This window comes from Cupriavidus pauculus, assembly GCF_008801835.1.
Lineage (GTDB): Bacteria > Pseudomonadota > Gammaproteobacteria > Burkholderiales > Burkholderiaceae > Cupriavidus > Cupriavidus pauculus.
Genome location: NZ_VZOW01000038.1, coordinates 15,332 through 29,896, shown reverse-complemented (window position 1 = coordinate 29,896; position 14,565 = coordinate 15,332). Strand labels below are relative to the sequence as shown.

Genomic DNA, 14,565 nt, shown 5'->3' with positions numbered 1-14,565 from the left:
CGCCATGACAAGCCATATCAAACGCCGCCAAAGCGGCTTCACGCTCGCGGAATTGATGACCACGGTCACCATCATCGGCATCCTGTGCGCGTTCGCCTATCCGTCCTACCAGGAGTTCATTCTCAAGGGACGCCGCACCGAAGCGAAGGCAGCGTTGATGAGCAGCATGCAACTGTTCGAGCGACACTACTCGCAGGTCAACACGTACTACACATCGAGCACCGATGCCACCATCTGGAACGGTTACCAGACGTTTTCGGGCGATGCCAGCAACGGCAGCAACTATGACATCCGCGCCATCCAGTGTCCCGGCACCAACAATGGCCAATGCATCGAGCTTCAGGCCATCCCAAGGCGTACCGACGCCACATGTGGAACGTTAGTGCTGCGAACCAACGGCCAGAAGAACAACATGGCCAACGGCACCACGTATTCCCAAACCGCAAATTGCTGGTGACCGCGATGCCCCCGATCCACGCCCGCCGCATGCGCGGCTTCACGTTACTCGAGCTGATGATCACGCTGGTGGTTGGCGCGGTGCTGGTCGGATTCGCGGTACCCAGCATGTCGGGCCTGATCCGCAGCAATCGCGTGATGACGACGGCAAACAGTTTCAACTCGGCGGTGTCAAAGGCGCGGACCACCGCGGCGGCCACCAACAGCTATGTCACCGTGGCGCCACTGGGCGGCGACTGGAAAAACGGCTGGCAGGTCTTCAACGAGCATGCGTCGCCAAACGGCACTTACGAGGAAGGCATCGACACGCTGATTTCCGAATCCGATCAGCCGCCTGCCGACATGTCGATCACCGTCGCGACCACACCACAGGGCCTGGGCTCGATCTCGTTTTCGCCGGTCGGCTATTCGCAGACAGCGGCCACCAAGGCCCAGATGGCGATGACGGTCGGCTTTGCCATTTCCGAAGCACAGCGCGTGGTGGAAATCAGCTTGCTGGGCCGCGCACGCGTCTGCAATCCTTCTATCGACACGACCACCTGCACGATGCCGTGATGCATCCGGTCACACGCCCGCCGTATCCGATATCCATTCGGAAACACACTGACGCAAGCCCTCAACAAACGGACACGTTTTAACCCCTCGCTAGCCGCTATCGTGGGCATCCGTTCTCTCTGAACCGATGCACCATGTGTTCCACCAAATTTCCCCGTGCCGTCTCACTGGGCTCACGTTCTCGCCATGCGGGGCACGTGTTGTTCGAGTCGCTGCTCTGCATCGCGCTGATCAGTCTTGGCGTGATGCCGCTGGCCGTGCTCGGCAGCCACTGGCTGCGCTGGTCCGGCGATCACGAGCAACTTACCGCAACGCTTCAGTTGGCGGCAGAACGCGCCGAAGCGGGCGACGCTACGTGGCCGCTGGTCGGTGGCGATCCGCAGCGCGTTGCGCTATGTGATGCGCCGACTGTCGGCGCCGGATGCACGCCGGGCCATCGTGTTGCAGTCGCCGGCTTGTCCCCCGATACGACGACAGAAATCGGCGCGGGAAAGCAACCGCTCGCGGGCATCGCGTTGTGGGTGTCGCCATGACCGGAGCTCGCCGCAAATGCGGCTTCGCGCTGGTCAGCGTAATGGTGGGGATATCCCTCGCCATGATTGCCTCCGTGGCGGCGCTCGCCACTTTCCAGGTGCTGCGCGATAGCTATGCGGTAACGGCCGATAGCGTACTGATAGAGGAACGCGGGCAGCGCGCCCTTGCAATCATCGCGCACGCCGTTCGGCAGGCGGGATGGATACCCGCCCATGTGTCGATGTCGGCCGCACATCCAGCGCCCGATGCGCCAATCGAAGGCCGCGACGATTGCGGACAGTTGTCATCACAGCCGCAGATGCAGTGCACCCGTTCCGGAGTGGCCGCCAGCGACGCAGTGCTCGTGCGCGTATCCGGCAGCGGCCTGCCGACGGATAACACATTGCCTGACGGCACGATGAGCGATTGCAGCGGCTACGCGCTGCCCGCGACAGCTACGCCCGCCGATGACGCCCCGCTGCCGTACCACGCCGCCACCAATCTGTTCTATATCGGCAAGGCCAGCGACGGCGTGCCGCAGTTGCTGTGCCGCTACCCCACGCGGCAAGGCAACCGTGTGCTGACCAACGCCTACACCGCAGGCACGCTGGTGCGCGGCGTCGAAACCATGCAATTGCGCTATGGCGTGGACATGGACGACGACGGCAACCCCGACCGCTTTATTCCCGCTCGCACTGTGCAAGAACTGGGCGAGGGGGCGTGGCATCGCGTGCGCGCCGTGCAAATCTCGATGGTGGTGCGAGGCGACCGCCGCACTGCCCAGCCCTATCCCGTGACAGTCCTGCAGCTTTTCCCTTCCCAGGCCGACGGCGACGCATCGGTGGATTCGTCGTTCCAACCGCCGGCTCGCTCACCGGTGCGCCGTCGCGTCTTCTCGACCACGATCCGGCTGCGCAATCCATCGCCATGCATGGAGGCCAAGTGCTGAAGCCACGTCCACAAACAGTCGCCGCCCTGATTGCCTTCGTCGCCATGCTGATGTTGCTGATGGCGTCGATCAGTGCCGCCATTACGCTCTTTCTCATGATGGGCCGCCAATTGGCAAGCCAGCAGTTGGATCGCGAGATCGCGTTTCGCGCAGCGGAGGCCGCGTTGCTCGACGGCGAGTCGGATCTCGTTGCCGCCGCGCATGGCGACGACGACCGATTCGCGGTATGGCCCGCCCCTGGCGCCTGCGGTGAAGGCGCACAGGCAGGCCTGTGTCGCACCAGCGGCCGGGACGCCGCGTGGCAAGCCTGGCTGGACGGCAGCTCGGCCAGCATCGCAAGCCGCAACCTTGGCGTTGCACTGGGTACGTTTACCGGTGCACAACTTCCACCGTTGCCGCCCGACGTGATCGGTGCCACGACCCTGCCCCGCTATCTGATCGAACTGCGGGACGACGCTCCGTCGCCCACACGCGACGCATGGCCCGTCTTCCGCATCGTCGCGTTGGGTGTAGGTCGCGATCCTTCGGTACGCGTGGTATTGCAAACGGAGTTTCAACCATGAGGATTTCCCAGCGAATCCATCTTGGCCTGACCGCCATCGCATTGGCGATCAGCCCGGTGACGCTCTGCGCGTCGCCGCCAGGCCAGTTGCCGCTTGGCTACCGCATTTCAAACGGCGACTTCCCCTGGACCGGCAGACTGCATGCGCTGGCCTTCCGCACGGCGTCACCGTCTTCGTCTGCGGTATTGACGAAATGGGAGGCAGGGTTCCAGCTCGATCAACGCCAGACGCCATCGCGGCAGCTCTATCTGGGCGGCGCGCACCTTGGCGCACTGCATTGGGATTCCATCGACGCAGAGGCAAAAGTGGCGCTGGACAGCGTGGACCCAACCGAGCACGGCGCCAACCGTCTGGCATGGCTGCGCGGCGACCGCACGGACACATCCTTGCGGCCGCGCGATACGCGGCTTGGCAGCGCCAGCGGCGCACGCATTCATCTGGTGTTGCCGCCGCAATGGCTGCCCATGCAGCCTGGCCATGCCGATTATCGGTGGCGCCATGTGTCGCGGCCGGTGACGCTATGGCTCGGCACACGCGACGGTCTGGTTCATCAATTCGATGCCCTGTCCGGAGACGAACGCGCAGCCTACCTGCCGTACGCAATGCTGGCTGGCGCCGCATCGCTGACGTCGGCCGATGGGCCCGTCCCTGCCGCGCCCTGCCCGCGGCCCGAAAGTGTCGATGCGGATCCCGCGGGCACCTGGCGCACGCTGCTGCTTTGCGGCGTTCCCGCCAGTGAAACGCCTCGATTCACCCAGCCGGGCGCGGCTTTCGTGCTCGACATTTCCGACCCGGACGCCGAAGCCAGTCAATTGGGATTGCTCTGGGAAGTCGGCGCATCGCCAGCGCTGCCGATCTCGGGCGACGGGCCGATCCGCGCCGCGATGTGGATCGAGCATGGCGTGCGCCGCTGGGCCGTCGTGGCCGCGCTTGCCCCTGACGTGGAGACCAGTGCGCGCGCTGGCATTGCCTTGCTGCCGCTCGACCGCTCGCCCCAGTTCTGGGCCGCGTCCGGCAACGTGCCGCGCATCGGCTTGCCGGACGCGGGCTGCGGCGCGCCCGCGGTCAGTGCCCATCTGCTTGCCACCACGGTGAACGGCAATGTCGACGGGACGTCCCAGGCCGCCTATGTAGTGGACGACACCGGCCGGCTCTGGCGCTTCGGACTTGATCATCTCTCCCGCAACGACAGCGCTTCGCCCGCGACCTGCATGCATCGCCATCAGGCGCCGGCCCCGGGCCAGGCAGAGGCACCTGTCGTCATCCAAACCGGCACTGGCCCGCTCGTGGTGTTCGGCTCGGGCGGAGATCTTTCCGCGATTCCCGATCGCCCCGGCCGCGGCATGCCGGCACAGGTTGATGCGCTTGCCGATGGCGACGGCGTTGTCCTGCGCACCCATCAGGCCGGCGCGGCCACATCGGAGAACGGCTGGACGCTCCGGCTGCCCCATGAAGGCGAGCGCATTGAAACGCTGCAGGGACCCACGCCGGTTCATTTGAGCTTCACCACCGTGACGCCAGACGGCCGGCAACGCAGCTATCTGGTCGATGCCGCGACGGGAGAATCCGTGATCACCACCGACGCCAACGGCGCTATTGCACCGGCGGTGACAGGTCTGCCGTTCGACGGCGAGGTCGCCCCGGTCGTCGTATCGACGGCCACGTCGACCGGGGCGGATACGTCGGCCGGCAAAACATCGCGCGACGCGTTCAGGCTTGAGCTTTGGCAGATCGATGGCGACACCGCGCGCCTCACCCAGCAAGCCACCTGGTACCGGCAGCGTGGCCGGCTCGGCTGGCGCGAACTGATTCGGTCACCATCATGAGCAAGGAACGTCTCCACCGGCGCGCGGGCCACTTCGCATTCTCGCTACCGGAGCTGGTCGCGGCGCTTGCGATCGTCGCAATCGTGATGACGCTTGCATTGCCGACGTGGCAACGGCACATCGAACGGGGCTGGCGGATGCAGGCGCGCGCCGAGATGATCGCGGCGATGCTGACGCTCGAACGACACGCTTTGCTCACCGCCACCTACGCAAGCGAGCCGGGCGGTGCTTCGCCCGCCGGCGACTGGCCAAAACCGCTGCCGCCACCCCCTGCGCCCACGCGTCACTGGCTGACAGCCACCAGTTGCGCGGGGCGCTCGCTGTCGCATTGCGTGGAAGTCCGCGCCACACCAGTGCGCCCCGATGCGGCGTGCGGGACCCTGGTGCTGCGTAGCAGCGGCGAGTGGCTTTCCATGCCCACCGAACTTGGTGAACCCCTGCCGCTGCCGCCCAACTGTTGAAATGACCCGCACGATCTCATCGCAGCAGGGCGCCACCCTTGCCGAAACGCTCATCGCGCTGGCTGTGGCGCTGACCTTGGCAATAGCAGCGTGGCCCATGCTGCGCGACATGCACGCCACCATGATCGCCACACAGGCCGCGGATCGCCTTGCGGCGTCGCTGGCGCTGGCGCGCTCCACCGCAGCCAATCGGCGTATGGAGGTCCTGTTGGAGCCGCTCGGCGACAACACAGCGCTCGATCACGGCTGGCAGCTTAGCGTGCCCGACGCAGACGCGGACACCACGGACGCACCGTTTGCAGTCGTTGCGCTCAACGAACGATGCCTGGGCGTGGCATTGCGCGGTACGGGAGGCGCCGCGGGGAGCCAAAGCCTGCACTTGACAGCTGTGGGATACTCACGGTCTGAGCATGGCGGTTTCTTTGCCGCCACGTTTCAGGTGAGCTGCGGCCACGCACAACGACAAGTCCGGCTGGGTGCCCAGGGGCGCATACGGATTTGCCAACCCGGCGTGGATACCGACTGCGATTGACAACCCGACGCCAGCCCATGCGCGCCCCGCCTGACGACGCCAGGTCCTGACTCCCGATTTCCTCTTTCGGCCCGATTCCGCACGCCATGTTTTCCGATTCCGACCACACCGCCATGGAACAAGCCCTCGCGCTGGCAGCGCGCGGGATGTTCACGACCACGCCAAATCCTCGCGTCGGTTGTGTCCTGATGAAGGATGGCCGGATCATCGGTCAGGGTTACACGCAGCCAGCCGGACAGGATCACGCCGAGATCCAGGCGATGAAGGACGCCATCGCGCACGGGCACGATCCCGCCGGCGCCACCGCATACATAACGCTCGAACCCTGCAGCCACTTCGGCCGTACGCCGCCATGCGCTGACGCATTGGTGCGGGCGCGCATCGCGCGCGTGGTGGCGGCCATGGAAGACCCGAACCCGGCGGTGTCGGGTCGCGGACTGCAGCGGCTGCGCGATGCTGGTATCGATGTTCGGTGCGGCTTGCTGGAAAAAGAGGCACGCGATCTGAATATCGGCTTTGTTTCGCGGATGACGCGCGGCTTGCCGTGGGTGCGCGTGAAAGTGGCTGCGTCGCTGGATGGCGGCACGGCGCTGCATGACGGCACCAGCCAATGGATCACCGGTCAGGCTGCGCGCGACGATGGTCACGCCTGGCGCGCACGCGCCTGCGCCATTCTCACCGGCATCGGTACGGTGCGCGACGACAACCCGGCGCTGACCGTGCGCGCCGTTTCCACACCGCGCCAGCCGCAACGCGTGCTCGTCGATTCGCGCCTCGAAGTTCCGCTCGATGCGCAGATCCTCAATCGCGACACTGGCGAATTCGCGAAACCGGTGCTCGTGTTCTGCGCCATCGACGACAAGGCCCGCCGGCAGGCGCTGGAAGCGCGCGGTGTCGAAGTGGTGGTGCTGCCCAATCGCCATGGCAAGGTCGAACTGCGCCGCATGCTCGAGGCGCTCGGGCAACGCGGCATCAACGAACTGCACGTCGAAGCGGGCTTCAAGCTCAATGGATCGCTGATTCGCGAAGGCTGCGCGGACGAACTGCTGATTTATCTGGCGCCGAAGCTGCTGGGCGATGCGCAAGGGATGTTCAATCTCCCGCCCCTGGCCAAGCTCGACGACGCCGCATCCTTCCGCTGGCATGAAGTGCGCCAGATCGGCGACGATTTGCGCTTGATTGCGCGCCGTGCCGATAACACGCACTGAGCCGGCACCAGACAACTACGCACTACGCATACTTGAAGAGGCAAACATGTTTACTGGCATCGTGGCGGCGGTTGGCCGCATCGAATCGGTCACCCCGCTTGGCGACGTCAACGCAGGGGTACGCCTGCGCGTGGCGGCCGGCGATCTGGACTTGTCCGATGTCGGCATCGGCGACAGCATCGCGATCCAAGGCGCATGCATGACAGCCGTGACGCTCGAGCCCGGCCATTTCGAAGTCGATGTCTCGCGCGAATCGCTGGACAAGACCGTGGGGCTGGATCAACCGGGCCGCGTCAACCTCGAAAAGGCACTGCGCCTGGCGGACCGACTTGGCGGTCATCTGGTGTCGGGCCATGTCGACGGCCTTGGAGAGGTGGTGCACTTCGCCCCGGTCGGCGAATCGCACGAGCTGCGCATCCGCGCGCCGCGCGAGCTTGGCCGCTACCTCGCCTACAAGGGCTCTGTGGTGGTCAACGGTGTATCGCTGACCGTCAACAATGTCAGCGATTCGGCCGAGGGTTGCGAATTCTCGATCAACCTGATTCCGCACACGGTGGAGGTCACCACGCTCAACGAGCTGTCGGCGGGCAAGCGCGTGAATCTGGAAATCGATCTGATTGCACGCTATGTGGAGCGGATGCTCTCGGCATCCGGCGCGCAACACAACGGCTGAGCATGCGTGGCCGTTGAGCTGAGGCGTCAAGCCTGAGGCAAAGCACGACCAGGACCGAAATCGTCGGGAGGACCTGCGGCCGTTGCCCGTTCCTTGCTGTCAAGGCGCCGCCGGGCAAGCGGCCTTCGGCAGGCACACCGAAGACCGCCGGCGCTTTCAGAGGCGTTACACCTTGATGTCGATGGTGTTGCCCAGATGCGGCGGATTGCTGCCGGACGATGCCACAGGTGTCGCGCCTTGCAACAGTTGTGCAACACCTTGGGCCTGCAGATCCAGCGTCTTGCGCAGCATCAGCAGCGCCACCGGGTCACTGCCGGCATCGGCCGCGCCCAGCGAACTGACGAGGGAAGTACTCATGAAGGACTACCTTGTACGAGTTGGGAAATACGGCGCGCGCGACACACTCGCGTGCGCCACGCGTCCGCATCCTTGTTTTCGGCGGCAAACCAGATACCTTGAGCGGCCGCTTGCCGTCGGCCGGAAAAGCTAACGGTCCAGCGGGACAAATCGCGGGGCGCCTGCCACATCAAGCGTGCCGTCGCCATTTTGGACAAACAATCCCCGCGCTGCGTTGTGCGGATGCGCCGCGGCTTCGGCAATGCTGAGCACTGGCGCGTAGCAGACATCGGTGCCGCCCAGCAAGGCGTCCCAGTGCGCGCGCGGCTGGCTGCGGAATAATGTCTTGAAACGCTGCTTCAGCGCCGGCCACGAGCCGGCGTCGTACTGCGTGGCGGGATCCACGTCCGTCATGCCCAGCTTCTGCAGCAGTAACGCGTAGAACTGTGGCTCCAGCGCGCCGATCGTGATGAATCCACCATCGGCGCACTCATATACGTCGTAGAACGGCGATTGATGGAAGGGACTCGGCGCCGGGCCGTCCAGTTGGCCATTGTTTCGCACCCACAACGCGATGCTGCCCAGCATGGCGACCATATCGACGATCGCGCCATCCACCACGCGCCCGCGGCCAGTGGCGCGCGCGTCCAGCATCGCGCAGACCATGCCGAAGGCCAGCCCCAGTGCGCCGCCGGCATCGCCGACCACCGTCGGCGGAATCATTGGCGTCTGGCCCGGACGCGCCGCCAGTGACAACATGCCGGTCAACGCGACATAGTTGAGGTCGTGCCCGGCCGCCTGGGCCAGTGGCCCACTTTGGCCCCAGCCGGTCATCCGGCCATAGACCAGCGCGGGATTGCGCAGCGCGCAGTCGGCGGGCCCCAGGCCCAGTCGCTCCATCACGCCGGGTCGATTGCCCTCGATCAGTCCCGCCGCGCTGGCTACCAGATCCATGGCTTGGGCCAGATCGCCCGGCTGCTTGAGGTCGAGCGGCACGATGGCTTTGCCCCGCCGCAGCGGGCTCGCCTTTGCGCCGCCCAGTTGCTCGGCCACGGCCACGCGCTGGCGACGGGCGACGACCACAACCTCCGCTCCCATGTCCGCCAGCATCCTGCCGGCCAGTGGCCCCGGGCCGATTCCTTCGAATTCGACGATGCGGATGCCCTGCAGCGGTGGTGTCATGCGATGTCTCCTGTTTGCCGGCCAAAAAGGTGTCTTCCGATATGCCGCTTTACGCACTTCCGTGCAACCCGGGCCAACCCGTGGCTGCGGATCGGCGCTTCGATTGGCGCCGCGAACCGGGGCATCGCGGAGCGGCATGGCGTACAATAGCGGCCTTGATTTCGTCGGCCTCAAAGCATCTGCGCCGCCCTGCCCCGCCGCTGACACCATCGGCACCCTCGCACCCGCCCGTTATTCAGACGTCGCCCCAGCCATGACTATCGCCCGTACCGAAGACATCATTGCCGACATTCGTGCCGGCCGCATGGTCATCCTCGTAGATGAGGAAGATCGCGAAAACGAAGGCGACCTGGTCCTGGCGGCCGATTTCGTGACGCCTGAAGCCATCAACTTCATGGCCAAGTACGGGCGCGGCCTGATCTGCCTGACGCTGACCGCGGAACGCTGCCGCCAGTTGGAGCTGTATCCGATGGTGTCGCGCAACGGTACCGTGCATGGCACCAACTTCACGGTGTCGATCGAAGCGGCCGAAGGCGTGACGACCGGCATTTCCGCGGCGGACCGCGCGCGCACCGTCCAGGCCGCGGTTGCCAAGGACGCGCGTGCCACCGATCTGGTGCAGCCCGGCCACATTTTCCCGCTGACGGCCCAACCCGGCGGCGTGCTGATTCGTGCCGGCCATACCGAGGCCGGCTGCGACCTCGGCGCCCTGGCCGGCCTGACGCCCGCCGCGGTGATCTGCGAAATCATGAAGGACGACGGCACGATGGCGCGCCTGCCGGACCTGATCGAATTCGCTCGCGAACACGACCTCAAGATCGGCACCATCGCCGACCTGATCCACTATCGTAGCCGCACGGAAAGCATCATCGAACGCATGGGCGAACGCGACATGCAAACGCCCTGGGGCACGTTCCGCGGCGTGATGTATCGCGACAAGCCGTCGGGCCGCGCGCATCTGGCGCTGGTCAAGGGCCAGCCGCATCCGGAGCGCGATACGCTGGTGCGCGTGCATGAACCGCTGTCGGTGCTGGACGTGCTCGAATCCGGCCGGACCACGCATTCGTGGAGCGTGCCGGCCGCGCTGGAAGTGCTGCACGGCAGCGAGCAAGGCGTGATGGTGCTGCTGAATTGCGGCGATTCGCCCGACGAGCTGTTCACGCAGTTCGCCGCGCTGGACGCGCCGCAGAATCGGCCGCGCCGCAAGCCCGATCTGCGCATCTACGGCGTCGGTGCGCAGATTCTGCGCGACGTGGGCGTCGGCAGGATGCGCGTGCTGGGCTCGCCGCAGAAAATGCCGAGCATGACCGGCTATGACCTGGAAATCGTCGGCTGCCAGCCCATGAGCGGCGAGCCGGGCTGCAACTGAGTGGCCCCGCGGGCCGCATCGAATCACACTGAATCACAGGACATCGGCCATCCGCGCCGATGCCCGACCGAATGAATGGAGAACTGACAATGGATCACGGCTTCTACGAGAGCAACCTCGACGGTGAAGGCCTGCGTATTGGCATTGTGCAGGCCCGCTTTAACGAGCCCGTCTGCGACGAGCTGCGCGAAGCGTGCCTGGCGGAGCTGGAAAAACTTGGCGTCGAAGGCGAAGACACGCTGCTGGTGACCGTGCCGGGCGCGCTCGAAGTGCCGCTTGCCCTGCAGAAGATGGCCGAAAGCGGCCAGTTCGACGCGCTGGTGGCGCTGGGCGCCGTGGTGCGCGGCGAAACCTATCACTTCGAGCTGGTTTCGAACGAATCGGGCGCCGGCATCACCCGCGTGGGCCTGGATTTCAACGTGCCGATCGCCAATGGCATCCTGACCGTCGACACCGACGCGCAAGCGCATGCCCGCACGCGAGAAAAGGGCCGCGACTGCGCCCGCACCGCCGTGGAGATGGCCAACCTGGTCGTGGCGCTCGATTCGCTGCGCGAAAACGAAAGCAACGACGAGGAAGATGATGAGTAACCCGTCCGACATCGGCGACAAGGGCGACAACGGCGACATGGCCGGCAAGCCCGCTGGCGCCAAGCCGCGCCCCGAACCGAAGGCGCCGCCCAAGAGCGCGCGCCGCCGGTCCCGCGAACTGGCGCTCCAGGGCCTGTATCAGTGGCTGCTGAATCGCCACGACATCGGTGCAATTCAAGCGCATCTGCATGATGCCCAGGGCTTCAACAAGGCGGACGTCGAGCACTTCGACGCGCTGCTCAATGGCGCCGTGCGCGAGGAAGAGCGCCTGACGGCAGCCTTCGCACCGTTCCTGGACCGCACGGTCGAAGAACTGTCGCCTGTGGAGCGCGCTGCGCTGCTGGTCGGCAGCTACGAACTCGTGCACTGCCTGGACATCCCCTACAAGGTCGTGATCAACGAGGCCGTCGAGCTGACCAAAACCTTCGGCGGGGTCGAAGGCTACAAGTATGTCAACGGCGTGCTGGACAAGCTGGCCGCCCAGGTGCGGGCACCGGAAGTGGCAGCGCGCCGCTGATCGCACTTTCGAACAGCTGTTGCATTTCGGCGCACGGCGTTCGATGATGCCTGCGCCGGCAACAACACCCGCCCTGGCGGGTGTTTTTATTGAATCCGCTTCCGATGCTGCCGCGCGCAAGCATCCATTTGAGGCCGTTCGCCCCCATCGCCATGAACTCCCAGCACATCGCCACCGCCTCCCGGTTGGCCAACATCGAAGCGTTCCATGTCATGGAACTGGCCAAGCAGGCGGCAGAGCTGGAGCGCGCCGGCCGGCACATCATCCACATGGGAATCGGCGAGCCCGATTTCACGGCGGCGCCGCCGGTCATCCACGCGGCCGAGGCCGCCATGCGGCGCGGCGTCACGCAGTACACCGGCGCGCTGGGCATCCATGCGCTGCGCGAAGCTATTGCCGGCCACTATAAAACCGCCTATGGGCTCGATATTCCCGCGCGACGCGTAATCGTCACGGCGGGCGCTTCGGGCGCGCTGTTGCTGGCGTGCGCCGTCCTGGTGGAAATCGGCGCGGAAGTGTTGATGCCGGATCCGAGCTACCCCTGCAACCGCCATTTTGTCGCCGCCTTCGACGGCCACGCCAAAATGATCCCGAGCGGCCCGGCAGAGCGGTTTCAGCTGACCGCCGCGCAGGTGGCGTCTCATTGGGGCGCCCGGACGCGCGGCGTACTGCTGGCGTCGCCGTCCAACCCCACCGGCACGTCGATCCTGCCTGACGAACTCAAAGCCATCCTCGCCGAAGTGCGCGCGCGCCGTGGTTTTGCCATCGTCGACGAAATCTACCAGGGCCTGTCGTACGACGGACCGCCGGTTTCCGCGCTGGCGCTGGACGACGACGTCATCACGGTCAACAGCTTCTCGAAGTATTTCAATATGACGGGATGGCGCCTGGGATGGCTGGTCGTGCCCGATTCACTCGTATCGGCATTCGAAAAGGTGGCGCAAAACCTGTTCATCTGCGCGTCTGCGGTGGCACAGCATGCCGCCGTGGCGTGTTTCTCGCCCGAGGCGCTGGCGATCTATGATGCGCGCAAGGAGGAATTCCATCGCCGCCGCGACGCGATCCTGCCGGCGCTGGAAGCGCTGGGCCTGCGTGTGCCGGTCAAGCCCGATGGCGCGTTCTATGTCTATGCCGACTGCCGGCATGTGAACCATCCCGCCGCTGGCGACGCCGATCGGCTGACGCAGGCGATCCTGCACGACGCGGGCGTGGTCATGGTGCCGGGGACCGATTTCGGCCCGCATACGGCCAACGACTACATCCGAATTTCGTACGCGACGTCCATGGCGAATATCGAGGAAGCGATGCAGCGCCTGCATCATTTCCTGCGCTGAGTCGGACAGCCCGAAGCAATGAAAATGGCACCCCGCGGGGTGCCATTCTTTTTTGCGACGCGGACCAGCCGCAGCGCAGGACGCCGGAGCGTCCGGCCGACGATCAGGCGGCCTGGGCGGTATTGCCGGCGGCCTCGAGCTTTTCGCCGCCATTCTGATGATGCTCGGCCTGCGTCTTGGCATCGGCCGACGCCTTGGCGGCTTCGGTGGTGGGCAATCCCAACAGCGCGCGCAGTCGAGCGCGTTCGGCCAGAACCTTGGCACCATAGCCACCGTCGGTGTTGGTCGTGGCGCCGACGTAGTACTTCAGCCCGCCTTCAATCGAACCGGCGCGGGCGATGCAATCCTTGAGCACCAGCGCGCCGATCTTGATGTTGGCGTACGGATTCAGCGCGGCGGCCACGCCGCCCACGGCTTCGTACTTGTCCTGGTGGACCTTGGTCATGACCTGCATCAGGCCCTGCGCACCGACGCCGCTTTCGGCGTACGGATTGAAGCTGGACTCGATTGCGATCACTCCCAGGATCAGCAGCGGATCGATCCCGACTTCGCGCCCGGTCATGTAGGCGGCCTTCACCAGTTGCGCGGTCGCCTGCGTTGCCACGCGGTACTTGCGGGCGATGTAGTCGGCCACGGCGGCCTGCTCACGGGCAGAGCCCAATGCCGAGCTGCTGCGCGCATCCAACGCCACGCGCTGCAGCGGGATCTGCGCAGCCAGATGGGCCACCGACGGAACCTTGCCTGCAGCGGTCTGGCTCCATTCGTCCACGCCCGACACCGTCGGCAAGCCCTTCACGCCAGTGCCTGCGACTACCAGGCGGGCAGCGGCCACATCGGCCGACATCGCCGGCACGGTGACCTGCGCTGGCGCCTGGCTGACGGCGGCGTCCACCAGCACGGCAGGCGCTTCCTTGCCCGCCAGCGCACCGGCGAGGGACGTCCGCCATTGCTGGCTCACGGTCAACGTGACTGCGGCAGCCACGGAAAGCACCCCGAGACTGTTCAGGGCGTACTTCAAGGTTGTTCGGCCGCCGCGCAACAAGGCGCGACCTGCCACCGGATGGGCCAGTCGCACCTGAAGTGCGCGGCTCACACCGGGAACCGGCTGTCTGAAGCGGACCTGCAATGCCCGCCCGATGCCGGGAAGATGAAGGGTTTTCCAACCGCTCATGCTTACCTCCATCCGCTGCCCGCTGCGCGCGCCACAATACAGCGCGTGCCCGATCTCAACGTACTCAAGTAAGGATGCTGCGCCACCTAGCAGGGGTGTCCAGCATCTGTTGGCGGGCGCTCCCCATGCGCCCAACGAGAAACAGGGTACGAGCTTGGGGAGCCGCACCCTGCCACTTAAGACTCTACGACCCTGGCATCCCGCCAGGTGACTGCGCACCGGGCGCCTGCCGGGCACCGCTTGGTGACAATCGAATGGAAGTTTGCTGACGTCGCTTTTTTCGCTTCACCCTCTTGACATCGGGCACGAAGCTATGTTGCGACGCAACAC

At 65.5% G+C, this 14,565-nt stretch carries 17 protein-coding genes; 14 read left to right on the top strand and 3 right to left on the bottom strand.

The window, feature by feature from the left end:
* The first annotated feature begins 4 nt into the window (after positions 1-4).
* The 10 genes from F7R19_RS25345 (at position 5) to F7R19_RS25300 (ending at position 7,736) form a co-directional block, all read left to right on the top strand.
* Positions 5-457, top strand: a complete 453-nt coding sequence (locus tag F7R19_RS25345) for a type IV pilin protein (RefSeq protein ID WP_150982425.1) — start codon at positions 5-7, stop codon at positions 455-457.
* A 5-nt stretch (positions 458-462) separates the two neighbouring features.
* Complete coding sequence (locus F7R19_RS25340; protein ID WP_150982424.1) at positions 463-1,011, top strand: GspH/FimT family pseudopilin; 549 nt, start codon at positions 463-465, stop codon at positions 1,009-1,011.
* Between the two features lie 197 nt (positions 1,012-1,208).
* A complete protein-coding gene (locus tag F7R19_RS25335; RefSeq protein ID WP_170292655.1) occupies positions 1,209-1,544 on the top strand; it encodes a hypothetical protein in 336 nt (111 codons plus the stop codon).
* A complete protein-coding gene (locus F7R19_RS25330) occupies positions 1,541-2,473 on the top strand; it encodes a PilW family protein (RefSeq protein ID WP_223505820.1) in 933 nt (310 codons plus the stop codon). Before F7R19_RS25335 ends, F7R19_RS25330 begins: the two co-directional genes overlap by 4 nt.
* Entirely contained in the window at positions 2,467-3,036 is a 570-nt protein-coding gene (locus tag F7R19_RS25325; protein ID WP_223505822.1) for a pilus assembly PilX family protein, read from the top strand. Before F7R19_RS25330 ends, F7R19_RS25325 begins: the two co-directional genes overlap by 7 nt.
* A complete protein-coding gene (locus tag F7R19_RS25320; protein ID WP_150982421.1) occupies positions 3,033-4,862 on the top strand; it encodes a pilus assembly protein in 1,830 nt (609 codons plus the stop codon). Before F7R19_RS25325 ends, F7R19_RS25320 begins: the two co-directional genes overlap by 4 nt.
* Positions 4,859-5,323, top strand: a complete 465-nt coding sequence (locus F7R19_RS25315) for a type IV pilin protein (RefSeq protein ID WP_150982420.1) — start codon at positions 4,859-4,861, stop codon at positions 5,321-5,323. Before F7R19_RS25320 ends, F7R19_RS25315 begins: the two co-directional genes overlap by 4 nt.
* A 1-nt stretch (position 5,324) precedes the next feature.
* Complete coding sequence (locus tag F7R19_RS25310; protein ID WP_150982419.1) at positions 5,325-5,855, top strand: GspH/FimT family pseudopilin; 531 nt, start codon at positions 5,325-5,327, stop codon at positions 5,853-5,855.
* A gap of 86 nt (positions 5,856-5,941) precedes the next feature.
* Positions 5,942-7,063, top strand: coding sequence for a bifunctional diaminohydroxyphosphoribosylaminopyrimidine deaminase/5-amino-6-(5-phosphoribosylamino)uracil reductase RibD (ribD, locus tag F7R19_RS25305; RefSeq protein WP_150982418.1), 1,122 nt, complete (start codon positions 5,942-5,944; stop codon positions 7,061-7,063).
* 46 nt (positions 7,064-7,109) lie between these two features.
* Complete coding sequence (locus F7R19_RS25300) at positions 7,110-7,736, top strand: riboflavin synthase (RefSeq protein WP_150982417.1); 627 nt, start codon at positions 7,110-7,112, stop codon at positions 7,734-7,736.
* 165 nt (positions 7,737-7,901) lie between these two features.
* On the opposite strand, the gene F7R19_RS25295 is transcribed toward F7R19_RS25300, so the two are convergent.
* Complete coding sequence (locus tag F7R19_RS25295; RefSeq protein WP_061956783.1) at positions 7,902-8,093, bottom strand: YjfB family protein; 192 nt, start codon at positions 8,091-8,093, stop codon at positions 7,902-7,904.
* Between the two features lie 129 nt (positions 8,094-8,222).
* Complete coding sequence (locus tag F7R19_RS25290; protein ID WP_150982416.1) at positions 8,223-9,254, bottom strand: CaiB/BaiF CoA transferase family protein; 1,032 nt, start codon at positions 9,252-9,254, stop codon at positions 8,223-8,225.
* A gap of 253 nt (positions 9,255-9,507) precedes the next feature.
* On the opposite strand from F7R19_RS25290, the gene ribBA reads away from it, so the two are divergent.
* From ribBA to F7R19_RS25270, 4 genes are all read left to right on the top strand, one after another.
* Positions 9,508-10,623: a bifunctional 3,4-dihydroxy-2-butanone-4-phosphate synthase/GTP cyclohydrolase II gene (ribBA, locus tag F7R19_RS25285; protein WP_061956781.1), complete on the top strand. Its 1,116-nt coding sequence runs from the start codon at positions 9,508-9,510 to the stop codon at positions 10,621-10,623.
* Between the two features lie 89 nt (positions 10,624-10,712).
* Positions 10,713-11,213, top strand: a complete 501-nt coding sequence (ribH, locus tag F7R19_RS25280; protein ID WP_061956862.1) for a 6,7-dimethyl-8-ribityllumazine synthase — start codon at positions 10,713-10,715, stop codon at positions 11,211-11,213.
* A gap of 37 nt (positions 11,214-11,250) precedes the next feature.
* Positions 11,251-11,730 (top strand): transcription antitermination factor NusB, encoded by a 480-nt coding sequence (nusB, locus tag F7R19_RS25275; RefSeq protein ID WP_061956863.1) that lies wholly within the window; start codon positions 11,251-11,253, stop codon positions 11,728-11,730.
* Positions 11,731-11,882: 152 nt separating this feature from the next.
* A complete protein-coding gene (locus F7R19_RS25270; protein WP_150982415.1) occupies positions 11,883-13,064 on the top strand; it encodes a pyridoxal phosphate-dependent aminotransferase in 1,182 nt (393 codons plus the stop codon).
* A 103-nt stretch (positions 13,065-13,167) separates the two neighbouring features.
* Here F7R19_RS25270 and F7R19_RS25265 read toward each other — a convergent pair whose 3' ends face one another.
* Positions 13,168-14,235 (bottom strand): lytic transglycosylase domain-containing protein, encoded by a 1,068-nt coding sequence (locus tag F7R19_RS25265; RefSeq protein WP_061956861.1) that lies wholly within the window; start codon positions 14,233-14,235, stop codon positions 13,168-13,170.
* Positions 14,236-14,565: the final 330 nt, after the last annotated feature.